At 62.7% G+C, this 25412-nt stretch carries 32 protein-coding genes and 2 tRNA genes; 31 read left to right on the plus strand and 3 right to left on the minus strand.

Annotated elements, in window-relative coordinates:
* Window positions 1-36: 36 nt before the first annotated feature.
* The 19 genes from DESFRDRAFT_RS22020 (at window position 37) to DESFRDRAFT_RS05900 (ending at window position 11749) form a co-directional block, all read left to right on the plus strand.
* A complete protein-coding gene (locus DESFRDRAFT_RS22020) occupies window positions 37-924 on the plus strand; it encodes a hypothetical protein (RefSeq protein ID WP_005992059.1) in 888 nt (295 codons plus the stop codon).
* Window positions 917-1447, plus strand: coding sequence for a hypothetical protein (locus DESFRDRAFT_RS22025; protein WP_144004944.1), 531 nt, complete (start codon window positions 917-919; stop codon window positions 1445-1447). The genes DESFRDRAFT_RS22020 and DESFRDRAFT_RS22025 overlap by 8 nt, the downstream gene beginning before the upstream one ends.
* A gap of 116 nt (window positions 1448-1563) precedes the next feature.
* Window positions 1564-1920, plus strand: coding sequence for a phage GP46 family protein (locus tag DESFRDRAFT_RS05820; protein ID WP_005992061.1), 357 nt, complete (start codon window positions 1564-1566; stop codon window positions 1918-1920).
* 2 nt (window positions 1921-1922) lie between these two features.
* Window positions 1923-2987 carry a baseplate J/gp47 family protein gene (locus DESFRDRAFT_RS05825; protein ID WP_005992069.1) on the plus strand — a complete coding sequence of 355 codons (1065 nt, stop codon included), beginning with the start codon at window positions 1923-1925 and terminating at the stop codon, window positions 2985-2987.
* Window positions 2987-3607, plus strand: coding sequence for a YmfQ family protein (locus tag DESFRDRAFT_RS05830; RefSeq protein ID WP_005992071.1), 621 nt, complete (start codon window positions 2987-2989; stop codon window positions 3605-3607). The genes DESFRDRAFT_RS05825 and DESFRDRAFT_RS05830 overlap by 1 nt, the downstream gene beginning before the upstream one ends.
* Before the next feature lie 5 nt (window positions 3608-3612).
* Window positions 3613-4317 (plus strand): phage tail protein, encoded by a 705-nt coding sequence (locus DESFRDRAFT_RS20675; RefSeq protein WP_005992072.1) that lies wholly within the window; start codon window positions 3613-3615, stop codon window positions 4315-4317.
* A 3-nt stretch (window positions 4318-4320) separates the two neighbouring features.
* Complete coding sequence (locus tag DESFRDRAFT_RS20680) at window positions 4321-5046, plus strand: hypothetical protein (protein WP_005992074.1); 726 nt, start codon at window positions 4321-4323, stop codon at window positions 5044-5046.
* On the plus strand, window positions 5043-5501 hold the full coding sequence (locus tag DESFRDRAFT_RS22660; RefSeq protein ID WP_005992076.1) for a hypothetical protein: 459 nt from the start codon (window positions 5043-5045) through the stop codon (window positions 5499-5501). The genes DESFRDRAFT_RS20680 and DESFRDRAFT_RS22660 overlap by 4 nt, the downstream gene beginning before the upstream one ends.
* 12 nt (window positions 5502-5513) lie before the next feature.
* Window positions 5514-5837, plus strand: coding sequence for a hypothetical protein (locus tag DESFRDRAFT_RS05855; RefSeq protein WP_005992078.1), 324 nt, complete (start codon window positions 5514-5516; stop codon window positions 5835-5837).
* A 3-nt stretch (window positions 5838-5840) separates the two neighbouring features.
* Window positions 5841-6848, plus strand: a complete 1008-nt coding sequence (locus tag DESFRDRAFT_RS05860; RefSeq protein WP_005992080.1) for a hypothetical protein — start codon at window positions 5841-5843, stop codon at window positions 6846-6848.
* 7 nt (window positions 6849-6855) lie between these two features.
* Window positions 6856-7356, plus strand: a complete 501-nt coding sequence (locus tag DESFRDRAFT_RS05865) for a hypothetical protein (protein WP_081458424.1) — start codon at window positions 6856-6858, stop codon at window positions 7354-7356.
* Complete coding sequence (locus DESFRDRAFT_RS22665; RefSeq protein ID WP_005992084.1) at window positions 7353-7493, plus strand: hypothetical protein; 141 nt, start codon at window positions 7353-7355, stop codon at window positions 7491-7493. Before DESFRDRAFT_RS05865 ends, DESFRDRAFT_RS22665 begins: the two co-directional genes overlap by 4 nt.
* 12 nt (window positions 7494-7505) lie before the next feature.
* Window positions 7506-7829 (plus strand): hypothetical protein, encoded by a 324-nt coding sequence (locus tag DESFRDRAFT_RS05870; RefSeq protein WP_005992086.1) that lies wholly within the window; start codon window positions 7506-7508, stop codon window positions 7827-7829.
* 2 nt (window positions 7830-7831) lie between these two features.
* The gene (locus tag DESFRDRAFT_RS05875; RefSeq protein WP_005992088.1) at window positions 7832-8836 is read left to right on the plus strand and encodes a hypothetical protein; all 1005 of its coding nucleotides are present in this window, start codon (window positions 7832-7834) and stop codon (window positions 8834-8836) included.
* Window positions 8837-8839: 3 nt separating this feature from the next.
* Window positions 8840-9340 (plus strand): hypothetical protein, encoded by a 501-nt coding sequence (locus tag DESFRDRAFT_RS05880; protein ID WP_005992089.1) that lies wholly within the window; start codon window positions 8840-8842, stop codon window positions 9338-9340.
* Window positions 9337-9486 carry a hypothetical protein gene (locus DESFRDRAFT_RS22670; protein WP_005992090.1) on the plus strand — a complete coding sequence of 50 codons (150 nt, stop codon included), beginning with the start codon at window positions 9337-9339 and terminating at the stop codon, window positions 9484-9486. The genes DESFRDRAFT_RS05880 and DESFRDRAFT_RS22670 overlap by 4 nt, the downstream gene beginning before the upstream one ends.
* Window positions 9487-9498: 12 nt before the next feature.
* Window positions 9499-9822, plus strand: coding sequence for a hypothetical protein (locus DESFRDRAFT_RS05885; RefSeq protein WP_005992091.1), 324 nt, complete (start codon window positions 9499-9501; stop codon window positions 9820-9822).
* Window positions 9823-11075: 1253 nt separating this feature from the next.
* Window positions 11076-11513, plus strand: coding sequence for a hypothetical protein (locus tag DESFRDRAFT_RS22855; protein WP_005992093.1), 438 nt, complete (start codon window positions 11076-11078; stop codon window positions 11511-11513).
* Entirely contained in the window at window positions 11510-11749 is a 240-nt protein-coding gene (locus DESFRDRAFT_RS05900) for a hypothetical protein (RefSeq protein WP_005992094.1), read from the plus strand. Before DESFRDRAFT_RS22855 ends, DESFRDRAFT_RS05900 begins: the two co-directional genes overlap by 4 nt.
* Window positions 11750-11921: 172 nt before the next feature.
* Here the strand turns inward: DESFRDRAFT_RS05900 and DESFRDRAFT_RS05905 are convergent.
* Window positions 11922-11998 (minus strand) — tRNA-Arg (locus DESFRDRAFT_RS05905).
* A 416-nt stretch (window positions 11999-12414) separates the two neighbouring features.
* Between DESFRDRAFT_RS05905 and DESFRDRAFT_RS05910 the strand changes: the two genes are divergently transcribed.
* From DESFRDRAFT_RS05910 to DESFRDRAFT_RS05960, 11 genes are all read left to right on the plus strand, one after another.
* Window positions 12415-13872 (plus strand): DegQ family serine endoprotease, encoded by a 1458-nt coding sequence (locus DESFRDRAFT_RS05910; protein ID WP_005992096.1) that lies wholly within the window; start codon window positions 12415-12417, stop codon window positions 13870-13872.
* Between the two features lie 55 nt (window positions 13873-13927).
* Window positions 13928-14818: a 4-(cytidine 5'-diphospho)-2-C-methyl-D-erythritol kinase gene (gene ispE, locus DESFRDRAFT_RS05915; RefSeq protein WP_005992098.1), complete on the plus strand. Its 891-nt coding sequence runs from the start codon at window positions 13928-13930 to the stop codon at window positions 14816-14818.
* A 54-nt stretch (window positions 14819-14872) separates the two neighbouring features.
* Window positions 14873-14948 (plus strand) — tRNA-Gln (locus DESFRDRAFT_RS05920).
* 85 nt (window positions 14949-15033) lie between these two features.
* Window positions 15034-15978 carry a ribose-phosphate diphosphokinase gene (locus DESFRDRAFT_RS05925; protein WP_005992100.1) on the plus strand — a complete coding sequence of 315 codons (945 nt, stop codon included), beginning with the start codon at window positions 15034-15036 and terminating at the stop codon, window positions 15976-15978.
* A gap of 65 nt (window positions 15979-16043) precedes the next feature.
* Complete coding sequence (locus DESFRDRAFT_RS05930; RefSeq protein ID WP_005992102.1) at window positions 16044-16667, plus strand: 50S ribosomal protein L25/general stress protein Ctc; 624 nt, start codon at window positions 16044-16046, stop codon at window positions 16665-16667.
* 107 nt (window positions 16668-16774) lie between these two features.
* On the plus strand, window positions 16775-17398 hold the full coding sequence (gene pth, locus DESFRDRAFT_RS05935) for an aminoacyl-tRNA hydrolase (RefSeq protein ID WP_005992104.1): 624 nt from the start codon (window positions 16775-16777) through the stop codon (window positions 17396-17398).
* Window positions 17399-17544: 146 nt separating this feature from the next.
* Window positions 17545-18057 (plus strand): CarD family transcriptional regulator, encoded by a 513-nt coding sequence (locus DESFRDRAFT_RS05940; protein WP_005992106.1) that lies wholly within the window; start codon window positions 17545-17547, stop codon window positions 18055-18057.
* Between the two features lie 356 nt (window positions 18058-18413).
* Window positions 18414-19661, plus strand: a complete 1248-nt coding sequence (gene rho, locus DESFRDRAFT_RS05945) for a transcription termination factor Rho (protein WP_005992107.1) — start codon at window positions 18414-18416, stop codon at window positions 19659-19661.
* 164 nt (window positions 19662-19825) lie between these two features.
* Entirely contained in the window at window positions 19826-21286 is a 1461-nt protein-coding gene (locus tag DESFRDRAFT_RS05950) for a M48 family metallopeptidase (protein ID WP_005992109.1), read from the plus strand.
* Between the two features lie 361 nt (window positions 21287-21647).
* Entirely contained in the window at window positions 21648-22760 is a 1113-nt protein-coding gene (locus DESFRDRAFT_RS05955) for a phosphotransferase family protein (RefSeq protein WP_005992111.1), read from the plus strand.
* A gap of 2 nt (window positions 22761-22762) precedes the next feature.
* A complete protein-coding gene (locus DESFRDRAFT_RS05960) occupies window positions 22763-23383 on the plus strand; it encodes an adenylyl-sulfate kinase (protein WP_005992113.1) in 621 nt (206 codons plus the stop codon).
* A gap of 67 nt (window positions 23384-23450) precedes the next feature.
* Here DESFRDRAFT_RS05960 and DESFRDRAFT_RS20685 read toward each other — a convergent pair whose 3' ends face one another.
* Together DESFRDRAFT_RS20685 and DESFRDRAFT_RS05970 are read right to left on the minus strand one after the other, a co-directional pair.
* Window positions 23451-24491, minus strand: coding sequence for a class I SAM-dependent methyltransferase (locus DESFRDRAFT_RS20685; RefSeq protein ID WP_005992115.1), 1041 nt, complete (start codon window positions 24489-24491; stop codon window positions 23451-23453).
* A 26-nt stretch (window positions 24492-24517) separates the two neighbouring features.
* Window positions 24518-24850, minus strand: coding sequence for a tRNA-binding protein (locus DESFRDRAFT_RS05970; protein ID WP_005992117.1), 333 nt, complete (start codon window positions 24848-24850; stop codon window positions 24518-24520).
* Between the two features lie 88 nt (window positions 24851-24938).
* Here DESFRDRAFT_RS05970 and DESFRDRAFT_RS05975 point away from each other — a divergent pair, with 88 nt between their 5' ends.
* Window positions 24939-25256: a hypothetical protein gene (locus DESFRDRAFT_RS05975; RefSeq protein ID WP_005992119.1), complete on the plus strand. Its 318-nt coding sequence runs from the start codon at window positions 24939-24941 to the stop codon at window positions 25254-25256.
* Window positions 25257-25412: the final 156 nt, after the last annotated feature.

Below are 25412 nucleotides of genomic sequence, written 5' to 3' on the forward strand. Positions count from 1 at the left end.
AGGTATTAACTAAAAAAATGGATCAGGAGAAAATTTATGGATAGATTTTATTTTTTCAGACTGAAGCTTGTCAATAAAAGGGACCAGAAAACACTATTTGAATTAGACAGAGGCAAGTTACTTCTTGAGATTATTAAGTTGCGTCCAAGTGCTTATGTCCGTAAAGGCATTGAATGGATTATGGCAAACACAGAAGAAATTGATGATAAGTCTGTATTTTTCAAATTTGGCAGATTGACTACAAAGAGCAGAGACAAATATGATCCAACGCATAGATTGTTCATTGAAACTGAAGACGATATTGTTGAAAGTACAAAGTGTTTATATGACTCGTTTAATCAAGTTCTAGCAATAGAAAAATGCAGCGCCACACCTCTTCCTACGACTTTAGCTAAATATATAATGTATATAATAAACAATTTCTCCGAGGGTCCCCTTTTCCAGTACTTGAAGAAAGATGAGCAAAATTTTTTTAAACTGTGCAGATGCCAAGTAGACCCCATCCCTAACCCAATTGATTTCATTGAACACCTTTCATCTGCTTTTAAGATAACTGAATTTGATGTAACTTTTTTCCGTAAGAATCCTTTTGACTTCAATGAAATGCTTGAAAAACCGTTGCAAAACTTTCTTGAAGAAACAGATGGTGAAACAAGTACAGCGGGGGTGCGATCGGAAGAAGGGCTTAAAAGTCAACCATTGATAGAGTTAACTCATGCAGCAGCGGCAACTGGATCGGATGCGTCTGCAAGGGTGCAAAAGACCCCTGAGCTTAGAAGTGAGAAGATACAACTAAAAAGTAAGTTTAATATCGCAAATATTGACATTGAAGAGGTCCATGCAAAAAATAAGCAAGAGCTGATACAGCTACTGAATGCACTACGGGATAAATATAAGTCCATCAGGGGAGTAGAAGATGAATAAGCCGCCGAGTTTTTGGAAGTGGCTATTTTGTAAAAATGGAGAACGAAGAGCAGGAATTCAAGTCTTCGTAGACCGTTGGCTCATTCTTCATGTCTTAGTTGGGCTACTAGCTTCATTATTCTTAGACAACTGTATCGTTGATTCAGCAAAAAACATAATCATCCCATTTGTGGGAATTTTGGCAGGGATTACATTCGCATGGTCTGGAAATATAACAGCTTTACTAACTACGGCAGAACTGGATGAACTTTCAAAATACCATCAAGAGGGAATAACTGGTTATGTTTTTAGCGTCCAACGGGCAATACTAGTTATTCTTGTTGCGCTTATACTTTGGGTGTTAGTTGGTTTAAGTGTTATTAGTAATTTTTTTTGGAGATTTGTCATATTTTCAGTTTCAAGTATCGCCATACGTGAAAGCTGGGGTGTTATTATGTTTGCGCAAATGTTGACAATCTATAGAGAACGTGTTGCGAAAGCCATAAAAGAAAAAAACCTGAAGTCAAAAAAATCAGACAGTTGATTCTACGTTTTCACCTTTTCATTTATATTAAATAACCCCACTTCGTATTGTATTTTTTCACTTCCTGAACCCCTTCACCTATCCCACCACCCCGCACCGCCACTATGGTGGCGGCCATGGGCATCGACAAAGGCATTGATCCATATACCGGCGAGTATTCACAGACCAGGATAAACCACCTGGGCAACGCCGTCTATATTCGTTTGGCGACACCGCTCGGCTCCTGGTGGGCGGACCCTTCCATCGGGTCGCGTTTGCATGAGCTGGCGCGCTCCAAGGACCTGCCCCGCATCGGCGTATTGGCCCGCCAATATGCCGCCGCGGCCCTGCAACCACTCCTGGACGACGGACGGGCGCGCTCCATCGACGTGATCAGCGAACAGCCGCATGACGGCCGCTGTCTGCTCCGCATCACCGTTGTGGACGCCCTGGGCCGGCAGGTCACCTTTCAACATCCGGTGCAGGTGGCCTGACCATGTACACCATTCCCAGCTTCGAAGACATCCGCGCCGCGTATCTGCGCGACATCAAGAACCAGCTTCCCGACGCGGCCACGGACGCGGACAGCGATTTCTCCATTCGCGGCACGGCCGTGGCCGCCGCCGTGGACGGCCTCTATCAGCACCAGCTGTGGATCGCCCGGCAGGTGCTGCCCGATACCGCCGACCCGGAATACCTGGAGCGGCACGCCGCGCTTCGCGGCATCACCCGAAAGCCCGCCATCGCTGCCGGCGGCGACCTGGTCGTACAAGGCACGCCCGGCGCGGTCATCGCCTCGGGCGAATCCGTGCGCCACCTGGCCACGGGCCTGACCTTCCAGACGACCGCCCAGGCCGTCATCGGCGCGGACGGCCGCGTGGTCGTCCCTGTGGCCGCCGCCAAGGCCGGCGTCATGCCCACCTTTGCCGGCGAGCCGGTGCTGTTCGTCCAGGCCCCGGAAGGCGTGCTGTCCCAGGCGGGGCTAACCCTTTCCGGCGGTCTGGCCGCCGAGACCGACGCCGAGCTGCTGGCCCGGCTGCTGGATTACATGCGGCACCCGCCGGGCGGCGGCAACGCCTACGACTACCGGCGCTGGGCGCTGACCGTGGCCGGCATCTCCCGGGCCTGGACCTTCCCGAACAGGCGCGACCTGGGCTCGGTGGACGTGGCCGTGCTCGGCCCGGACGGCCCGGCCACACCCTCGGCCATCGCCGCCGCCCAGGCCGTGGTGGACGTGCATCGCCCGGCCGCCTGCAAGGACGCCTGGGTGCTGTCGCCAACGCCCGTCGATGTCGCCGTGAAGGTGGCTGTGCGACTGGACGCCTCGGTCACCACCCTGGCCCTATACACCGCCCAGCTTCAGGACGCGCTGGAGGCCGCCCTGGCCGATCTGCCGCCCGGCGGCGTGGTCTACCGCTCCAAGATCGAGGCCGTGTCCTCCAGCCTGCCCGGCGTCATCGACCGGCAGGTGAAGGTGCCGCAGGCCAACTTCGTGGCCGTGGTGGACGCCACGCGCCTGGAATGGCCGCGCCTGGGCCTGGTCGAAGCGGAGGCGCTGTGATGGCCGGCCATGCGGCGCTGCTCCAGGCGCTTTTGCCGGAAATCTACGCCCCGACCGGGCGCATCGAGCCGGAACTGATAGCCGAGGGCGCGGCGCTGGATACGGCCTTGCTGGTCAGCCTCGACCCGTTGCGCGGCCTCACGCCGCTGGCGGCCCTCGAATGGCTGGAGGATTACGAGCGCGTCTATGGCCTGCCCGGCGATTGTCGCCAACAGGGGTTGCTCCTGCAAGAGCGCCTGGCCTTGCTGGCCATCGCCCTGACCGAACGGGCGGCCATCAACCGGGCCTATTTCATCTGGCTGGCCGGGCAACTCGGCTACGCCGTCACCATCGAGGAGTTCGACCCGTTTCGGGCCGGCTTCTCCCACGCCGGGGAGCGCATCACCAATTATGAGGCGCTCTTTGCCGCCGGCTGGCGCGCCGGGCAGTCGCTGGCCCAGGGCGCGCCCTGGCAATTCGTCTGGATGGTCCACGCCTCGGGCGAGCCGACAACGCTTTTCCGCGCCGGCGTGTCCGGCGCGGGCGAGCCGCTGGTCAGCTGGAGCAACCAGCTCCTGGAATGCGCCATCCGCAACGCCGCACCAGCCCACACCATGGTCCACTTTGCCTACGGAGGATAATCGCAATGCACCGCATAGACGGCCCCGGAGCCGTAAACAGTCTTTTCACCGAGGGCGACCCGACCGTCCCGCAGATGGCCACGGTCGTTTCCGCCGCCTGGCTCAACGACGTCCAGGAAAACCTGACGCGCACCATCGAGGCCGCCGGCATCGCGCCGGTCAAGGGCGACTACGACCAGCTGCGCCAGGCCATCAACCTGCTGTCCGGCGCAAGCGAGGTGGGCGAGATACGGGTATGGCCCCACGAAACCTTGCCGGCCAGCGGCGACTGGCTGGAATGCGACGGATCGTCGCTGCCCATCGTCGATTATACGGCGCTCTACGCCGTTATCGGCACCACCTGGGGCACGGCCCCCACCAGCTACTTTCGGCTGCCGGACCTGCGCGGCCTGGCCCTTCGCGGCTGGGACCACGGACGTGGCCTGGACCCGGACGCGGCCCTGCGCACCGGCGGCGACCATGTCGGCTCCACCCAGGCCGACGCCGTCAAAAAGCACAACCACCCCTTGGGCGGCACGGTCGGCACCGCCGCCGGCCAGACCGGCGTGGTGGACGTGCAGGCCTGGGATAACGGCCCGTACAATTACTATTCCAAGGATTTTCAGGTGACGAGCGACAAGAACGGCGCGTCGGCCCTGGCCAACGTGCCCGCCGCTTCGGAAACCCGCATGAAAAACGCGAACGTCATGTTCATCATACGCTGGAGGTAGGCCGTGAAACTGTATCTGTGCGACGCCCAGGGCGTGCTCCTGGGCGAAACCGAAGCCCGCGTGTCCCCGGCCCGACCGCAAAACCCGGACGGCAGCCCCAATTACCTGTTCCCGGCCGGGAGCACGGCCACGCCGCCGCCCGCGACCGGCGACGGCCAGGCGGCGGTCTTCGACGGCCAGACCTGGCGCGTGGAAGAGGACTATCGGGGGCAAACCGCCTACGCCACCGCCGATGGCAGCGCCCTGGCCATCCGGGCCGTGGGACCGATTCCCGAGGGCTACACGCGCACGCCGCCGCCCGGCCGCGCCTACAATTGGGACGTCGCCTCGGCCTCCTGGCAACCGGACATGGCCGTGATCCGCGCCGCCGCCGAGGACGCCATCGACGCCCAGGCCGACGCGCTGCTTGCGCCCTACATGAGCCTCACCCCGGGCCGGGCCATGACCTACCTGGCCAAGGAAGCGCAGGCCTCGGCGTTCCTGGCGGCGGAAAATCCCGATCCGGCCGCCTATCCGCTCATCGCCGGCGAGGTGGGCATCACCGCCGACACAGCCAAAGCCGTGGCTGAGACCATCCTGGCCATGTCGCAAGCCTGGCACACCATGGGCGCGGCCATCGAATCCGCGCGCCTGGCCGCCAAGAAAAAGGTCCGGGAGGCCGCGACGCCCGAAGCCGTCCAGGCCGTGCGCGAGGCCATTGTCTGGCCCAAGGCCGAGGCCACGGCATGAGCGCCATCCCCACCGTGCCTGTCACGGTCCATTATCAGGACACAAAAGGCCAGGGCGTGCCCGGCGCGGCGGTCAAGGCCGTCCTGACCTGCCAGGAACGCTACCAGGGCCAGGACGTGACGCTCGGCCCGGCCGAGGCCGCAACCGACGCCCAGGGCGAAGCGGTCCTGGAGCTGTTCCCCAATGCGCTCGGCAGCGAGGGCAGCGCCTACAGCCTGACTGTGACCGATCCCTTCGGCGGCAGCATCGTGCGCTTCGTGGCCATCCCCAATTCGCCATGCGACGTGGTCCTCGGCCTGCGCGTGGCCACGGCCGTGACCGGCCCGCAAGGGGCAACCGGCCAGAAAGGCGAAAAGGGAGACAAGGGCGACAAAGGGGACAAAGGCGACCGGGGCGAGGCCGGCCCTGTCGGCGATATGTCCAAGGCCAGACAGATGGCCATCATTTTCGGGTAGGAGGACGAGAGCATGGCGCTGAAACCCTGGCCGTTAGCGAGTGTGGAGGCCGGCGTGGCCACCGACCTGGTCGTGCCGACGCCAAGCCTTGAGGTGGCCGTGATCGGCCTGATCGTCTGCAACACCGACCCGGCGGCAACCGCCGACGTGGTGGTGACGCTCACCAATGCCGCAGACGCGATCCTGGCCACCATCCTCATGGCGTCGCTGGCACCCGGCGAATCCATCCATATCGACACCAAGGTCTGCATCGCCTCAAGCGACACGCCGGACAAGTTGCGAGCGCGCTCCAACGTGGCGGCGGTGTCGTTTCTGGCCTCGGGAGATGAGGGGTAGGCCATGGGGGTTCGCTTCTATCCGGGGTGGCAGACGACATTACCGGTCGGGCCGAGGCTCTTTGACTTTTACGACAGCCAAGGGGATGTAACGATTGCCAATGCCACCAGCATTCCGACGACACTGGATGGTCCGATTCAGGTTGCCCGCTTTGGCAGGCTGACTGTCAATGCGGCGCTCACCGCGAGCAACAGATGTCGCGGGTTGATGATTCTCTGCGATTCGCTCATTGGCGGAGCAGCCGGCAGCATTGCGATGTATGCCAAGGGAGCCATCCCGAATTTCCCCTGGCCATTGTACGATGTGACCATTCCCAACAGCATCGTGCTACAAGCCAGCAAAATCAATCAACAAGACGTCCTGGGTTGCATTCGCAAAACAGGAACTTTCCTTGGTGACCCGGTATTCTGGCAATACCCTGATGCCGCCATGGCCGACTGTGTCGCCACGTTGGACCCAGGCCTGACGTTGATCTCCGCCGCCGGTTGTGGCGCCGCCACCGCGCCCAACTCCTTAACCGCCGGCCAACCCTCCGGACAGCACGGGGCAACGGGGAATGCTGGGGCCAAGGGGCCGGGCAGCGGCGCGAGCGCGGCGGCTTTCGTGCAACCTACCTCGACCAGCATCGGCGGACGGGGGGAGCGCGGCTATCCATGGGGCGGCGGACGCGGCGGTCAGGCAGCCAATGGATACGGCGCTTATGGGCTGCCCGGGGATTGTTATGGGGTGACCTGGGGTGTTGGCGGGAATCTTATCATCGTATGCAGAGGCGACATCACATTGGCTGCCGGTTTCGTGCGCTCCACCAATGGGGTGAGTGGCTACTCTGCCGGTGATGGTGGTTCTGGTGCTGGCGCGAACATTTGCATTTATGGAGGCACCAAAACCGATGCCGGAACGGCTACCGCCAACGGTGGGTATTCCGTCCCCTTAAATGGGTACTATGGAGGACCGGGCGGAGCGGCCCCAATAACTGAAAAAAACTTTGCCCAGATGGGCTGGGCAGCATAGAGGCGATATGGCTCAAGGACTTATCTTGCTGCATTGCGACTTGGTCGCGGCCAGCCGGGACTTACTGGCCCTCTGGCAGACCGCCAACCCTGTACCCGGCGATGTCATCACCGATCACGCGGCCGCCGTGGCGCTCATGCCGCAATTCGCCGGCTATCCGGCCGTTGTCTACGAGGACGCCCAGGGGCAACGGCATTGCCTGTTCAACCCGTTGACCCTGGAAGCGATCAGCGCCTGGCGCGAAGGGATCGACACCCCTCCTGTGCAAACCCGGTACACTCCGGCCGAGTTTATGCGCCTTTTCACTCAAAATGAGCTGGACGCCGTCCTGGCCGCCGAAGCCACGGACGCCGACGTCAAGCGCATGTGGGCCTTCATCCGGGCCGTCGGCTATGTGAATATGGCCGATCCGCTCACGCAAAATTCCCTGCGGATGCTGCGGGAAAAGAACTACCTGGCCACCGACGAGCGCGTGCAGCACCTAAAGGATGGAGTCTTTCAGTTATGAGCAACAAGCTTGAACGCTACTGCTGGAACGTCCTGTTCGGCCTGCGCGTGACCACGGCCGTCGCCGGCCTCCGGGGCGAGGTCGGCCCGGCCGGCGATATGTCCAAGGCCAGGCGGCTGGCCATTATTTTCGGGTAGGAGGACGGGAGTATGGCGCTTAAACCCTGGCCGTTAGCGAGCGTGGAGGCAGGCGTGGCCACCGATCTGGTCGTGCCGACGCCAAGCCTTGAGGTGGCTGTGATCGGCCTGATCGTCTGCAACACCGACCCGGTGGCAACCGCCGACGTGGTCGTGACGCTCACCAATGCCGCAGACTCGATCCTGGCCACCATCCTCATGGCCTCGCTGGCACCCGGCGAATCCATCCATATCGACACCAAGGTCTGCATCGCCTCAAGCGACACGCCGGACAAACTGCGGGCGCGCTCCAACGTGGCGGCAGTGTCGTTTCTGGCCTCGGGAGACGAGGGGTAGCCATGGGGGTGCATTATCCGAAGGGTTGGCGGCAAACGATCCCCTTGACCAATATCGCCAATCTCTTTGCGCTGTACCGCAGTCAGGGTGATGTGACGATTGCGTCGGCCACGACAAATCCCACAACTCTTGACGGCCCTATGCAGGTCGTCCGGTACGGCGCGCTGACGGTCAACGCGGTGCTCACCGTGACCAACAGGTGCCGGGGGCTCGTCGTCCTGTGCGACTCGCTGACCATGGGGTCCGCTGGCGGCCTGTCCATGACGGGCAAGGGCCCGGTCGGGTCGTCCAAATGGACAAAACAGGACCTGATCATTCCCACAAGCATGGTTTTTACGGGGGTAAACGTTTCGCCGCAGGCGTTTTTAAACTGGGTCAAGGCAACAGGGTACTGCCTTTTCGACCCCAACCTTTTTGCTGCACCTCCGGCCGGCATGCCAGACGTCGTTGCGGATTATGTCTCCTGGGCTGGTCGTGGGACAAACCTCATTACAGCATCGGGGCGGGGAGCCAGGGGGGCGCGGTACTCCCAAGCCGCATCCCAGATTGCGGGGAACCCGGGGGGAGCAGGACTCTCCGCTCCAGGAGGGGGCGGGTGCGGTGGGATATACGCATCCGGCGCGGGGTACATCTCCTCAAACGGATTTTCGGCTCCTGGGCAAATGTGGGGTGGGGGAGCCGGATCGGAGATGGCTGAGGACAACGCCTATCATCCCGACGCCGATCAGTATTCGGCGTTGTACGGGGGCGGAATCCTTTTGATCATCTGCCGGGGCAACGTCACCATAACCACAGGAGCGGTACTCTCTGCCGACGCCACAGCATACCTCTCCTCCTCCGGTTATGGCCAAGCCGGCGGCGGCTTTGTGGGCCTGTATTACGGTGGTACCTTGTCGAATTCTGGGACGATCAGGGCCAACGGATCCGCAGGGTCTGGCAGTCCGGCCGGCGGAAATGGCGGTGCCGGGGCAACATCAATAAAAACGTTCGTCCAAATGGGGTGGTGATATATGGCACAAGGGCTCTTTTTACTCCATTCCGACTTGGTCGCGGCCAGCCGGAACTTACTGGCCCTCTGGCAGACCGCCAACCCTGTACCCGGCGATGTCATCACCGATCACGCGACGGCCGTGGCGCTTATGTCCAATATCCAGGGCTATCCGACCGTGGTCTACGAGGACGCTTCGGGACAGCGCCACGTCCTGTTCAACCCGTCGACTCTCGAAGCCATCAGCGCCTGGCGTGATGACATCGACAATCCGCCAGCGCAAGCCCGGTTTAGCCCGGCCGAGTTCATGCGCCTTTTCACTCAAAACGAGCTGGACGCCGTCCTGGCCGCCGAAGCCACGGACACCGACGTGCGCCGCATGTGGGCCTTCATCCGGGCTGTCGGCTACGTGGATATGGCCGATCCGCTCACGCAAAGTTCCCTGCGGATGCTGCGGGAAAAGAACTACCTCGCCACCGACGAGCGCTTGCAGCAACTAAAGGATGGAGTCTTTCAGTTATGAGCAACAGGCTTGAACGCTACTGCTGGAACGTCCTGTTCGGCCTGCGCGTGACCACGGCCGTCACCGGCCTCCGGGGCGAGGTCGGCCCGGCCGGCCCGGTCGGCAATATGTCCAAGGCCAGGCGGCTGGCCATCATTGTCGGGTAGGAGGACGGGAGTATGGCGCTGAAACCCTGGCCGTTAGCGAGCGTGGAGGCCGGCGTGGCCACCGACTTGGTCGTGCCGACGCCAAGCCTTGAGGTGGCCGTGATCGGCCTGATCGTCTGCAACACCGACCCGGCGGCAACCGCCGACGTGGTCGTGACGCTCACGACCGCCGATGACACGATTCTGGCCACCATCCTCATGGCGTCGCTGGCACCCGGCGAATCCATCCATATCGACACCAAGGTCTGCATCGCCTCAAGCGACACGCCGGACAAGTTGCGGGCGCGCTCCAACGTGGCGGCGGTGTCGTTTCTGGCCTCGGGAGATGAGGGGTAGCCATGGGTATAACGAGATTCCGCGATCCCCTGCCCTGGACCAGGGTATGGACGCCCGGCCCCAAGCTGGCCAACTTCTTCGCTCTCTACAACTATCATCCCCTTTGTGATGCCAACGGCGATCTGACGATCAATGCGACCACGAATATCGCATCCAGTCTGGATGGCCCCATCCAGGTCCTGCGGGCCCGCAACCTGACCGTCAACGCCCCGCTCTCCGTGACCAGTCGGTGCCGTGGATTCATGCCGCTGTGGGATACTCTGACCATGGGAGCGGCCGGGGCCATGATCATGACGGCGAGAGGTGCTGCCGGATCGAGCAAGTGGGTAGTTCGGGACCTCTTTGTCCCGGCGCAGATCACCTTCAGCGGAAAAGGCACGAGCTACAAGGAGTTCCTGGATTGGATCAAGTCCACCGGGTACTGCATCTTCGACCCCAATCTTTACGTGGATCGTCTGCACGGCCTCGGTGATGTGTCGTGCGATTGGGCGACCTGGGTATCTTACGGGAGCGTTATCCTCTCCGCCGCCGGATGCGGGCTTGGCGGTCAGGGAAGATTTCAATCCACTACATATATAGCGGGGGCACCCGGACTCAGCGGCACGAATGGGGGTACCGGAGGAGGCGCGAGTGGCAGTGTGGCCTACGCCGGCTCATCGGCGGATGGAGCTCCAGGCAGGCCGTGGGGTGGCGGAGCTGGTAGTGCGGGAGCGGCTCAGTCTCGGTGTGTTGCCGGCCCCGATTTATATGGTGGAGGGGGGGGGATAGCCTCGCCTGACGCCAGCGTAAACACTGTCGGGGGAGGCGCGGGAAATCCCGGCGGCACGGGGAACAATGGTCCCAGTAGTAACGGTGCTGATGGTACTGGTGGGGTCCTCATCAATATTGGCCGAGGAAATGTTGAAATCGCTGCCGGCGCTCAATTAACGGCAAATGGATTGGTTGGTGGAGCACCTTATGGCTCTAATACCAGCGCGGGAGGTGGCAGCTCCGGCGGTGGATCTATTAACTTCTTCTACGATGGCACCTACAGCAACGCCGGAGCCATGACGGCCAACGGAGGTCCCGCGAGCGTGGCGACTGGGCCGCACTGTGTCAACGGCGGGTCTGGAGGTCCCGGTTCAACCCAGGCCAAATCCTTTGCTCAAATGGGGTGGGTGGCATGATCACTTCTTATACAAACCTCTGTCGGCAGAGTCCCGGGATTTCCTGGCCGCCCTCGGCATCATGATCCCTGAGGCAACGACGCGACCGTGACCATCGGTTCGGACGAGATCCGCATCATCTCTGGGCACGATGCCTGCGCGGTCGTGCGCCCGGCGTTCCAGGGCTACTCGACGGCAGTCGTCGAGATGGATGGCCAACAACACACGCTGTTCGCGCCGGCGACATGGTCCGAGGTCGTAACGCGGACGGCCGCCCCTCCGGCTTCGGTACGGTCGCCCGCCAGTGTCCGCTTCACCCCGGCCGAGTTCATGCGCCTTTTCAACCAGGACGAACTGGACGCCGTCCTGGTCGCCGAAGCCACGGACAGCGACGTCAAGCGCATGTGGGCCTTCATCCGGGCCGTCGGCTACGTGGATATGGCCGCTCCGCTCACGCAAAGTTCCCTGCGGATGCTGCGGGAAAAGAACTACCTCGCCACCGACGAGCGCTTGCAGCAACTGAAGGATGGAGTCTTTCAGTTATGAGCAACAAGCTTGAACGCTACTGCTGGAACGTCCTGCTCGGCCTAGACCAATTTCTGTCCGTCCTGACCGGCGGCGACCCCGACGAAACGGTTTCCAGTCGCGTAGGCAAGGCGTCCGCCGCCGGTAGCCGCATGGGGCGCGTGTTGGAAATCTGCCTGGACGGCGTTTTCGGAGCCGGCCATTGCCGGATGTCCATCGAGGCGGACGAAGGAGGGCAACGGGGCGCACGATATTAAAAAGAGGAGCGTCAGGGCGGGGTGCCGAACGAAGTGCAAATCAGTGCCAAATCGCGCGCCGCCTTACATCAACGTCCCGACCTGTCCCCTTCGCAGCGGGACCATAGCGGGACCAATCCTTCCATAAACGCAAAAGGGGTTAGACCATCCTGGTCCAACCCCTTGATTTTTCTGGTGCTCCCGATGCGATTCGAACGCATGGCCTATCGCTTAGGAGGCGATCGCTCTATCCAACTGAGCTACGGGAGCAGGGCAAGCGCATGAAACGATGTTCATACAGCTTTCAGCTTGACCCGGATACGGGTCAGTCGCCATTTGTTAACATCGCGAAATCAAACAACTCTTCTTTCTGACCAAATCTTGCGAAGGCCGTCGTTTCGCTCGCCCGCGCCGATTGACGCGCGCCGAACAAATTTTATTATTTGCCCGAACGCGACTTGTCAACAAAACGGCATGCCAAGCGAACGACAAGGCGACGTCGGGATACGGGCTCAACCGACGCCCGGCAACGCTCCGAACAAAGGATTCGGTTTACAACAACCGCGAGCGGCGTATACCAAAATACCATTGCCGCAACCCGCGAAACCTTCCGGCACCCCCGGAAATCACATCACCCCCGGACAGGCTCCGCATGCGAGCCCCCGGCAACGACGCAGGAGTTCACCATGGCCAAACGCATCCTCGCTCCCCTTACCGCCGCCCTGCTCTTTCTGGCCTGGGCCAGCCTGGCCGCGGCGCGCATCCCCCTGCCGGACATCACCGAACTGGTCGACAAGGCCGGCCCGGCGGTCGTCAACATCTCCACCACCAAAACCATCAAGGCCCAGGAAAACATGCGCGACCTCTTCGAGCAGTTCCATAAGCGCGGTGGCGGGCCTATGGACGACTTTTTCGACCAGTTCCAGAAATTCTTCGGCCCCCAGGGACGCGGTGGCGGCCATCCCCACAAGCAGCGCTCGCTGGGCTCCGGCTTCGTCATCTCCGCCGACGGCTACATCGTGACCAACAACCACGTCATCGACAACGCCGACGAGGTCAAGGTCCAGTTCAAGGATAACGAAACCCCGGTCAAGGCCAAGATCGTCGGCCGCGATCAGGAAACCGACTTGGCCCTGCTCAAGGTCGATGGCAAGTCCAACCTGCCCTACCTCGAATTCGGCGACTCCTCCAAGCTCAAGGTCGGCGCCTGGGTGCTGGCCATCGGCAACCCCTTCGGCCTGGAAAACACCGTCACCCTGGGCATCGTCAGCGCCAAGGGCCGCATCATCGGCGCCGGTCCCTTCGACAACTTCATCCAGACCGACGCCTCCATCAACCCCGGCAACTCCGGCGGCCCCCTGATCGACCTCGACGGCAAGGTCGTGGGCATCAACACCGCCATCGTGGCCTCGGGCCAGGGCATCGGCTTCGCCATCCCGTCCGACATGGCCAAAAACGTCATCGACCAACTGCGCCAGGGCAAAACCGTCAAGCGCGGCTGGCTCGGCGTGACCATCCAGGACATCGATGAAAACACGGCCAAGGCCCTGGGCATGGAAAACACCAAGGGCGCCCTGGTCACCTCGGTCATGGACGGCCAGCCCGCCGCCAAGGCCGGCCTCAAAAGCGGCGACGTGATCACCGCCATCGCCGGCGAAAAGGTTGACAACTCCAACGGACTGCTGCGCCGCGTGGCCACCCTCAAGCCCGGCCAGTCGACTGAAATGACCCTGCTGCGCAAGGGCGAGCCCGTCACCGTTTCCGTCACCCTGGGCCAGCGGGACGCCAAGAAGCTGGCCCAGGAGCGCGGCCAGATGGAAGGCGACGAATCCGGGCCGGAAAATGCCACCACCATCATCGGCCTGTCCCTGCGCCCCATCACCGGCAAGGAGGCCAAGGCCCTGGGCATGGACAAGGCGCGCGGCCTGCTGATAACGGAGGTCGCGGATGGTTCCGATGCCGAGCAGTCCGACGTGCGCCCCGGCGACGTGGTGCTCGAAGTCAACCAGCAGCCGGTTTCCACCCCCGAGGAATTCAAGAAGGTCGTGGACACCGACGGCAAGAAGAAGGGTGTGGTCATGCTGCAGATCAAGCGGCAGCGCCAGACCATCTTCCGGACCGTGCCCCTGAAGGATTCCAAATAACCAACCGACCGCGGGCGTGGGGTTTCCCCGCGCCCGCGGCATGACAGGCTCGCCCATGGCCTTGCCCTCCCACTGCGCCGAGGAAACCGCCCTCCCCGTCCCCTGCAAGGTCAACTTGCGCCTTGCCGTCGGTCCCCGTCGCCCGGACGGCTACCACGACATCGACACCTTTTTCCTGCCCCTGCCCGAACCGTGCGACGCCTTTTTCATCCGCCGTTTCGACGAGCCGGGCGACATCGAGCTGTCCTGCTCGGACCCGGAGCTGGAAACCGACGACAACCTGGTGGTGCGGGCCTACCGCGCCTTTGCCGCGGCCACGGGCTTTTCCCCGCGGCTCGAAGCGAGCCTCAAAAAGCGCATTCCCCACGGCGCGGGCCTTGGCGGCGGCTCCTCGGACGCGGCCGTCATGCTTCGCTATTTGAACGACCGGGCCGGCGAGGCCGCCCTGGCCGAACCCGGGCTTGCCACCCTGGCCCTGGCTCTCGGCGCCGATGTTCCCTTTTTCCTGCTCGGCGCGCCGGCCATGGCCACCGGCGTCGGCGAATGCCTCATCCCCACCGATCCGGGGCTTTCCGGCTGGCATGCGGCCGTGGTCTGCTCCCCCTGCCACGTTCCCACGGCCTGGGCCTACGCCGCCCTGGACGCGGCCAGAACTTTCCCCGCCAAAGCCGGGGCCAGCCTCTTGACAAGCGTTTTTGACGCTAATAGAAGGGCGTTTTGCGTGACCGGAGCGCCACTGCGAAACGATTTTGAACCCGTCGTATTCGCCGCCCACCCGGAACTCGGGCGGGTCAAGGAACGCCTGCTGGCCCTCGGGGCGGCGGGCGCCCTTCTTTCCGGCACGGGTTCCGCGGTGTTCGGACTTTTCCGGCAGCGCCAGACGGCCGTCATGGCCCTGGCCGACCTGTCCGGAGACGGTCCCCGCACCTTCCTCGCGTCGCTGTAGGCGGTGCGACACGGATCACCGCGAATGTATTCGCCTTCGGGCGAAACGGCATACTGGGGCGTCGCCAAGTAGGTAAGGCACGGGGTTTTGGTCCCCGCATTCGTGGGTTCGAGTCCTACCGCCCCAGCCATATTTCCGAAGCAACCCGGCCCGCCGGCGACGGCGGCCCCGCCGCCCGGCCATCCCGGCGGCCCATACCTTCCCCGAGGCCCGGCATGGCGCAAGGCGATCTGAAGATACTGACCGGAACATCCAACCCCGTCCTGGCCGCCGCCATTTGCGACCATCTCGGCTGCACGCTGCTTCCGGCCAAGGTCGGCACGTTCAGCGACGGCGAAATCCGCGTCGAAATCGGCGCCAACGTCCGTGGCTGTGATATCTTCGTCATTCAGTCCACCTCCTATCCGGTCAACTACAACCTGATGGAGCTGTGCCTGATCCTCGACGCCTTAAAGCGCGCCAGCGCCCAGCGCGTCACCGCCGTGGTCCCCTACTACGGCTACGCCCGCCAGGACCGCAAGGTGGCCCCGCGCGCCCCGATTTCCGCCAAGCTCGTGGCCGACTTCCTCACCGTCGCCGGCATGAACCGCCTGCTCACCATCGACCTGCACGCCGGCCAGATCCAGGGCTTTTTCAACCTGCCCGTGGACAATCTTTTCTCCGCCCCGATCATGGCCGAATATTTCAAGGAATTTTCCGGGGAAAACGTCTGCGTGGTCTCCCCCGACGCCGGCGGCGTGGAACGGGCCCGGGCCTTCGCCAAACGCCTGGGCGGCAGCCTCGCCATCATCGACAAAAGGCGCGACGCCCCCAACCAGGCCCAGGCCATGCACGTCATCGGCGACGTCACCGACAAGCTGTGTGTGGTCCTCGACGACATGATCGACACCGCCGGCACCATGTGCCAGGCCGGCACCGTGCTGCTCGAGAACGGCGCCCGCGAGGTCATGGCCGCCGCCACCCACCCCGTGCTCTCCGGCCCGGCCATCGAGCGCCTGGAAGCCTCGCCGTTCACCCAGATCGTCACCACCAACACCATTCCCCTCAACGAAACGGCCAAGGCCTGCTCCAAGATCAAGGTCCTGTCCATCGCCGGGCTTCTGGCCAAGGCCATTCACAACATCCACACCGAATCCTCGGTGAGTGTGCTTTTCACGTAGATGCCGGCACGCGCCGCCTGACCCAAAATCATATTTCGCCCACGGGCGCAAAGGAGATACCTGCCATGAAAGAGACTCTTTCCCTCGCCGTGACGACCCGCACGGGCCTCGGCAAGGGGGCCAACCGGAAGCTGCGTGCCAAGGACATGGTCCCCGGCATCTATTACGACGCCACCGGCGCCAATGTTCCGGTCATGGTCGAGCACCTCCCGCTGCAAAAGCTCTACGCCAAGACCGCTTCCTCCCACGTCTTCGACCTCAAGATCGCCACCGACGCCGGCGAGGAGACCAAGCCCTCCCTGATGTGGAAGGTCGAGCACCACCCGACCAAGCCCCGCATCACCCACGTCGACTTCTACGGCGTGGACCTGACCAAGGCCATCCACGTCCACATCCCCGTGGTCGTCACCGGCAAGGCCAAGGGCCAGGTCAAGGGCGGCGCTTTGGAAGTGTACCGCGAGTCCATCGAGGTCGTCTGCCTGCCCCTGGCCATCCCGGACAGGGTGGTCATCGACATCACCAACCTCGACGTCAACGAGAGCGTCCAGGTCGCCGACCTGGTCCTGCCCGAGGGCGTCAAGGCCGTCTACGAGGACAACTTCTCCCTGCTGGCCGTGGTCATCGAGACCGAGGACCAGGGCGAGGAAACGGCCGCCGCCGAAGAGCCGGCCGCCGAGGCCGAGGCCTAACCCGACGCACGCAAGAGGCATCGCGCCTTTTCGGGCGGGACGCGCCACCGGCTTTCCAGGCGCGTTCCGCCCTTTTTGACGCCGCCGCCCAGAGGCAAAAAACCGCCATGGCTGTTTCCGCCCTCATCGTGGGCCTCGGCAATCCGGGCCCCCGCTACGCCGCGACGCGGCACAATTTCGGCTTTCTGGCCGTCGACGCCCTGATCGCCCGGGCGCGCGAACTCGGCGGCGCGCCCAAATCGGCCATGACCTCCCGCAAGGACATGGACGCCGTCGCCATCGCCCTGCCCGTGCTGCCGGGCGGCGCCTTTGCCCAGTTCGTGTGCGTCAAGCCGTTGACCTACATGAACCTGAGCGGCCGGGCCGTGCGCGCGGCCATGGATTTCTACAAGCTCGCCCCGACCGACGTCCTGGTCATCCACGACGAACTCGACCTGCCGCTCGGGCGCATGCGGGCCAAACGCGGCGGCGGCAACGCCGGCCACAACGGCCTCAAATCCCTGACCCAGGAACTCGGCAGCCCGGATTTCGTCCGGCTGCGCCTGGGCATCGGTCGCCCCGAGCCGGGACGCGATGTGGCCGGCTACGTGCTCGAACCCTTCCGCGGCGAGGAAATGGCCGTGGTGCGCCAAGTATTGCCGGCCGCCGTGGACGCCGTCTTCACCTATTTCGAGGACGGCTTGGAAACGGCCATGAGCCGGGCCGGAGCGTTTGCCGCCACATCCGCCTGAAATAGGCGCTTGATCCCTCCCCCTAACGCCCTCAGACTCCGAGCATCACGTCCGAATGCGTGGACACATGGCGGCAAGTGCGCTATTTTGGCTCCTAGACGGCGATCGTGCGTGCCTAACGCGCGATTTCCGAAAGGAGTCGAACGGTGTTTTCCGAGGAACAACTTGTCGTGTATCCGGCCCAGGGAGTGGGCAGGGTCGAACGTATCGAGACCCAGGTAATCGGCGGGACCTCGGCTGATTTCTTTATCGTTCGCATCCTCAGCAACAACGTCACGCTCATGGTCCCGGTGGCCAACGCCGAAAACGTGGGCCTGCGGCCGCTGTGTACGGCCGAGGAAGGGCTGGCCATCATCGAGTCCCTCAAGGACCGGTCGGATTTCACCGGCTACACCGGCCAGAACTGGAACCGCCGCTACCGCGAATATTCCGAGAAGCTCAAAAGCGGCGATCTGGCCGACGTGGCCTACGTGCTCAAGGAACTGCTGCTGATCGGCCAGAACAAGGAGCTTTCCTTCGGCGAGCGCCGGTTGCTCGAGCAGGCCACCAGCCTGCTCACCCTCGAGCTGGCCCTGGCCCTGGACAAGGACCAGCAGGAAATAAAAGACGTCATCAACGAGATCTTCGCCGACGTTCTGGCGCCCAAACCCGAGGAATGATCCGGGCCGGCGGCTCTTTTCGACCCAAAGCCGCCCATGCGCTTGACAGTCCCCGGAAAATGTATATGGATCGTTCCAGGCCGTTGTCGGTCTGTCCCCCACTGCCCTGGTCCCCGTAAAAAAGCGAGTTTGCGCCGTTCCCCCCGTGGAGCGACCCCACTGAACTCACGCTGCATCGGGTTTTTTCTTTCACTTCAATATGCGCATCTTTGCGCCGGGCTATTCCTGTGAGCAACGCACCAAAACGCCGTGGACGTCCGCCCCAGTCCCCTCCCCCTCCCGCACCTACCGATACCGTCGAAAACGACGACATTGTGCAACCACCTGCAGCGAAACCGGGCCTCATGGAGACGTCCATGAACCTCTCCGAACTCAAGCTCAAAAGCATGCCCGAGTTGATGGACCTGGCCGTCCAATACAACGTCGAGAATCCCAACGGCATGCGCAAGCAGGAGCTCATCTTCGCCCTGCTGCAAAGCTGCGCCTCCCAAAACGGCGCCATTTTCGGCGAAGGCGTGCTGGAAATCCTGCCCGATGGCTTCGGATTCTTGCGCTCGCCCATGTACAGCTACATGCCGGGCCCCGACGACATCTACGTCTCGCCCTCCCAGATACGCCGCTTCGGCCTGCGCAAGGGCGACGTGGTTTCCGGCCAGATCCGCCCGCCCAAGGAAGGCGAACGTTATTTCGCCCTGTTGCGCGTGGGCGAGATCGGCTTCGCCCCGCCCGAGGCCTCGCGAAACCTGGTGCTCTTCGACAACCTGACGCCGCTTTATCCCGACAAGCGCTACGTCATGGAAAACGGAGCGGAGAACTACTCGTCCCGGGTCATCGACCTCCTGACCCCCATCGGCCATGGCCAGCGCGGCATCATCGTCGCCCCGCCCCGCACCGGCAAGACCATGCTGTTGCAGACCATCGCCAACTCCATCAACGCCAACCGCCCCGACGTCTTCCTCATCGTGCTGCTGATCGACGAACGCCCCGAGGAAGTCACGGACATGGAGCGCACGGTCAAGGCCGAGGTCGTCTCCTCCACCTTCGACGAGCCGCCCCAGCGCCACGTGCAGGTGGCCGAGATGGTCATCGAAAAGGCCAAGCGCCTGGTCGAACGCAAGATCGACGTGGTGATCCTCCTCGACAGCATCACCCGTCTCGGCCGCGCCTACAACGCCGTAACCCCCTCGTCCGGACGCGTGCTCTCCGGCGGCCTCGACGCCAACGCCCTGCAGCGGCCCAAGCGCTTTTTCGGCGCGGCCCGCAACATTGAGGGCGGCGGATCGCTCACCATCATCGCCACGGCGCTCATCGACACCGGTTCCCGCATGGACGAAGTCATTTTCGAGGAGTTCAAGGGCACCGGCAACATGGAAATCTATCTGGACCGCCACCTCGCCGAAAAGCGCGTCTTCCCGGCCATCGACATCAACCGGTCCGGCACCCGCAAGGAGGAGCTGCTGCTCGAAACCGACGTGCTCAACCGCGTCTGGATTCTGCGCAAGCTGCTCGCCCCCATGAGCCCCATCGACTCCATGGAGTTCCTGCTCGACAAGATGCGCGGCACGAAAAACAACCGCGAGTTCCTCGACCTCATGAATAAGTAGCCGGGAATATACCCGGTTTTTCCTCCGCTCGGGGAACGGTCGGCGCTCCGGCCGTTCCCCGTCGCTTTTTTTTTGCCCAGCCCGCTTGAAAGCCCTTTATGAAAGATGGGTTAGGGAAGCGCCGTCGACTTTCCTTCCCGCCTGGATCGAGATATATACCGGCTATGTCCGTCCAACGCTTCCGCTTCGCGCCGGGCGTGACCCGGCGACTTGCCGCGGCCCTGGCCGCCGTCTTTTTCTTCGTGACCGCGGTCCTTGTCCCCGCGGCCCAGGCCAGCCTCTTCTCCTTCGACCTCAAGGACGAGCGCGAGCTCGGCGAGAAGTTCAACGCGCTCATCCGGGCCCGGATGCCCTTGATCGAAGACACCGAAGTCAACGATTACATCCAGGGCATCATCAACCGGCTGGTGCGGGTCAAGCCGCCCATGGCCTTTCCCATCACCCTCGGCGTCATCAACAACAACGCCGTCAACGCGTTCGCCGGCCCGGCCGGCTACGTCTTCGTCTACACCGGCCTGCTGCTCCAGATGGATCACGAATCCGAGGTGGCCGGCGTTCTGGCCCACGAACTGGGCCACGTCAGCCAGCAGCACATCGCCAAGCGCATGGGTGAAATGCAAGCCCTTTCCATCGGCCAACTCGTCGGCGTCCTGGCCGGCGTCATCCTCGGCCAGACCACCGGCAACCGCGACCTCGGCAGCGCCGTCGCCATAGGCAGCCAGGCGGCCTCGGCCCATGCCTACCTGAAGTATTCCCGCGACGACGAACGCGAGGCCGACCAGGTCGGCATGAACACCCTCGTCGCCGCCGGCTACCGGCCCCAAGGGCTCGTCGAGGCCTTTGAAACCATGCGCCGGCTGCGCTTCATGCAGGGCGGCGGCGTGATTCCCACCTACCTGAGCACCCACCCCGGCCTTGAGGAACGCATGGGCTACCTCAGGGACCGGCTGAAGCTGCTGCCCAAAAACGTGCTCGACCGCAAGGACAACGATGTGGCCTTCAAACGCGCCCAGATGCTGGTGCGCGCCCGCTACACCGACGCCAACAACGCCGTGGCCTACTTCCGCAAGCTCGGGGACAAGGCCACCTGCCTGGACAAGCTCGGGCTGGCCATCGCCCTGTCCCGGTCGCTGGCCGACGTGAGCCAGGCCAAATCGGCCTTCGAGACGGCGCTGGCCTGCGGCGGCAAGGACGCGCTGGTGCTGCGCGAATCGGGCCGCTATTTCCTGAAGATCCGCGACTTCGCCCGGGCCAAGAGCCTGCTCCAGGCGGCCCTGCGGCAAAATCCCCGGGATATCGACGCCAATTACGAATACGGCCGCATGCTGGCCCAGGAAGGCAATTACAGGGAAGCCGTGACCTACCTGGACCAGGTGCGCATGCGCGTGCCGGAAAACCCGGAAATCCGCGCCATCTACGGCCAGGTGCTCGGCCAGGCCGGCGACATCTTCCACGCCTACCTCAACCTGACCTACGCCGCCATCTACGAAAACAACCCCCGTCAGGCCAAATTCCAGATGGAAAAAGCCAAGGCCGCCGCCAAAAACGACGACGATCGCCGCGAACTGGCCCGGCTCGAAGAAACCATGAAAAAACGCTCGGCGTACTGGAAAAAGCGGTTTTAGAGAACTAGGAAGGGAGAGGAAAAGTGCGAGAGGGGAAACCCTTTAAAAAGGGTTCTCCCCTCTCGCGCTCTCCCCTTGCTAAACTTTTTATCAGTGTAGGCATCGACATTCTTTTCTCTCCCAAACAAAACTCCTGTCTTCCTTCGTCCCATCCCAGGCGCGACCTTCCTCCTCCCCCTTGTTTCCCCCGAAACGTCTTGCCCCCACGCCGCGTTCCGGCTTACCGTCACTCCAAACCCTTTGAAAGTTTTTGGGGAGGGAGGGGGGATGCGGGGGGAGGGAACCCCTTTTTGAAAAAAAGGGGTTCCCTCCCCCCGCATCGCATTCCACCAACCACACCACTCCCCCAAAGGAGCCAGCCATGCGCAAAGGGACCGAGGAAAAGACGCCCATCGTGGTGCGGCCCGAGGCTGTGGAGCGCTATTTGCGCGAATCTTTCGGCGACGGCGCGCGGCTTATCGGCGTATGCGCCATGGGCGCGGACGGCCAGGGCATGAAGGAATTCGGCTACGGCAAGCCGGTATGCCTGGATTTCGAGGTCGACGGCGAAGCGCGCCACGGCGTGCTGTCCATCATGCGCGGGGACAAGTACGGGCATCAGTTCTACTGGGACCGGGCGGCCATATTGATGTTCCAGTACGAGGCCGGGGGGCGCATGGAAAAGCATGTGCGTCCCATCGGGCTCGGCTATTTCGACCGGGACGACCGGCTGGTGCCGGTCAGCGCGCCCAAGGAATTTTTCATCATCAGCGAGAAGGCCCAAGGCTACGACTATTACCTGGATTTGCAGCGCATCCAGAAGACGGGCCTGGAAGACAGGGATGTGCGCATGGCCCGGGAATTCGCCAAATGGCTGGCCCGGGTGCACGCCGTCAAAAAGGACGACGCGGATTTGTACCTGCGCCGGGTGCGCAACCTGATCGGCGCGTCGGAATGCATTTTCGGACTGGTGGACGCCTACCCGCATCCCTACGAGTTGTTCCCGCCGGAAAAATTTTGCGCCTTGGAAAAACGCGTGATCGACTGGCGCTGGAAGCTGCGGGGCTTCACCCACCGCTTAAGCGAGGTGCACGGCGACTTCCACCCCTGGAACGTGCTGATCCAGGAAGACGGCGCGAAACGCGACTTCGCCGTGCTCGACCGCAGCCGGGGGCAGTGGGGCGAGCCGGCCGACGACGTGGCCACCATGAGCCTCAATTATGTGTTGTTCGGGCTGTACAAGGAACCGAAGCTCGCCGGGGATTTCGAGCGGCTGTACATGACCTTTTGGGAGACGTACCTGCGCGAATCGGGCGACGACGACATCCTTGCCGTCATCGCGCCGTTTTTCGTCTTCCGGGGACTGGTCGTGGCCTCGCCCCAATGGTACCCCGGCCATCCGCCCGAGGTGCGCAAGGGGCTCTTGCGCTTTCTCGTCAACGTACTCGAGGACGACCGGTTCGATTGCCAGGACTTCAACCGGTACATGAGGTGACCATGCCCGCCACGCTGTGGTTCACGGGACTGCCCGGATCGGGCAAAAGCGCGGTGGCCCGGGCCGTGGAAAAAACGCTGACCCTCGGCGGCTCCCGCGTGGCGTATTTAGAGATGGATGCCCGGCGCAAGGCCTACTTCCCCAAGCCCACCTACAGCGAGGCCGAACGCGAATCGGCCTACCGGCTCTTTGCCGAGGAAGCGGCCGGACTGTACCGCGCCGGCGGCCATGACTACATCCTCATGGACGCCTCCGCCCCGAAACGCGCCATGCGCGATTACGCCCGCTCGCTCATGGCCCGCTTCGCCGAGGCGCACATCCGTTGCGCCCTGGCCACGGCCATGGCCCGGGAGGCGGCCCGACCCGAAGGGCTGGTCATGGCCGGGCTCTACGCCAAGGCCATGCTGCGGAAAACCACCGGCCGGCAGTTCCCCGGCCTGGGGCAGGTCATCGGCGTGGACGTGCCCTTCGAGGAGGACCCGAAGGCGGAATGCATCGTGGAGGCCGAACACCTCCCCATCGAAGCCTGTCGCGACGCCGTGTTGGCCTTCCTGCGAAGTTGGGGGAGCGAAGACTCCGGGGGAGGCGCTGCCTCCCCTGGCCCCCACCGCCGGGGGGAATAATTCCCCCCGGGCCCCCTTCAAAAGGGAGCACGAGATGGGCGAAGGTTCACTCCCACCGCCATGCCGATCATGAACGCGGTCCGTCCAACACAGTGTGTTCCGGTGGCACGGGGCCCACTTTGCGGGCAATGAGGTAGCCGCGCGAATCGTTCTCGAACAGGGCCTCGTGCTCCACGGTAAAGCCGCTGGAGGTGAACCAGTGGCGCAGGCAGGCCATGTTCGGCACCCACCAATTGCTCCAGTGGTCCTGGAAGATGTCCTTGACGTAGTAGGCCATGGGCATGGCGGCGACGTTCGCGATACTGTCCGCATTGTCCGCGCAATACGCATCGACATGGCCCGCGCCTTCGAGCACCGCGCCCTCCACAAAGACCAACCCGCCGTCCTCCAGCACGGCATTGATGTTGGCGATGGCCAGCAAGGGACTGCGCAAGTGGTAGTAGACGCCGAAAAAAAGCACCACATCGAACCGCCCGTGCGCATCCGGAGCGAGGTTATAGACGCTCTCGCAAATATGCGCCGCATCGATGCCGTTTAGGGCGCGCATGGCGTCGAAGCCGCTCTGTTGCGGGGGCTGGATGTCGAAGGCCGTGACCCGCGCCCCGCGCCGGGCCATCTCCAAAGTATAGGGCCCATCCCAGGCCCCGATATCCAAAACCCTCTTGCCGGCGACATGTCGCGCCAGAGGATGTTCAAGCAGATGCGGCTTGTAGCGACAAACTCCTGGCGTCATGATCCCGGGCAGTATCTCAAAGGCATGGTACCACCAGGGCACGGCCAGAAGCCGGAGGAACTGCTCCTCGCCAAGCCGTTCCTTGTACCGTAAAAAATGAGGAAAACATTCCGGCAGAAACAGGGACTTGGGGAAACCGAGGGATTCGGCCGTCGCCGATATTTCCTCCGCAAAATAACTGGCGATGTAAACCCCGTCGTAGTCGATTCCAGGCTTCAAGGCCGCCGCCTGCCCAGGCGAAAGCACAGGCTTTCCTGAAAAGAAGCCGCCCGAATCGAAACTGTCGATAAAGGCCACGATTTCCATCGCCTCTGTTCGCAAGGCCGGAACCGACTGCTTTGCCCGCGATCCCGTTCCCCATACCAAAAGCCGCATACCCCCTCCTTCACTCCCCATGTCCTTTAAAAAACGCGCTGTCCCAAGGCCACTTCGCGCTCGGGCGCGAGCAACACCACACCGCCCTCGCCGTCGAGGCCGAGCACCAGCACCTCCGACAAAAAACCGGCGATGCGCTTGGGCGGAAAATTGACGACCGCGATGACCTGCCGGCCGGGCAAATCGCCGGCGGCGTAGAGATTGGTGACGCGGGCGCTCGACTTTCTGACGCCAAGCTCGCCGAAATCGATGGTCAGCTTGTAGGCCGGGATGCGGGCCTTGGGCAGCGGCTCGGCGGCCAGGATGCGGCCAACGCGCATATCCACCTTGAGAAAATCATCAAATGCAAGTGGTTCCATCATTTGGCCCCTTGTTGCACGCTCCCCTGTAACCAAACACGGGTTTGCGGGTACTAGTTTTGCAATACATCCTGCATCGGAGGATCGGATGTCCGAGGGACCCGTGCGTCATTGTCCAGGCTGCGGCCAAGCGCTTCGTTTTCCCGCCGGCATCGGCGGCATGCTCATGGCCTGTCCGGAGTGCGGCTACCGCTTCGCCTCGCCCTTCAAACTGGCCGCCCCGGCGGCCACGACCAAAGCCCCCATGATCGGGGCGTCCACGTCCATCGCTTCCAACGGCTCCTTTCCCGAAGCCGCCGGAAGTCCGCGTGAGGAGGCGCAGCAATCCCCGCCCCCCATGCGCCAAATAAAAGAAAATAGCCTCGCCGCCCGGGTGGCGGCCCTCTACGCGGCCAACAACCGCTGACCCCACCCTTTTCAAGGGAGGGGAAAAATTTCTTTCCCTCGAACCGAACGGTGTCGGTTCGATTGCTTCCTTTGGCTGGCCGGCGGGCGGTTGGCGGGACGCGCGGCGCATATTCGAAGAATACGCCTTCGCGTTCCGCCAACCGCCCGCCGCCCC

Source organism: Solidesulfovibrio fructosivorans JJ] (assembly GCF_000179555.1).
Lineage (GTDB): Bacteria > Desulfobacterota > Desulfovibrionia > Desulfovibrionales > Desulfovibrionaceae > Solidesulfovibrio > Solidesulfovibrio fructosivorans.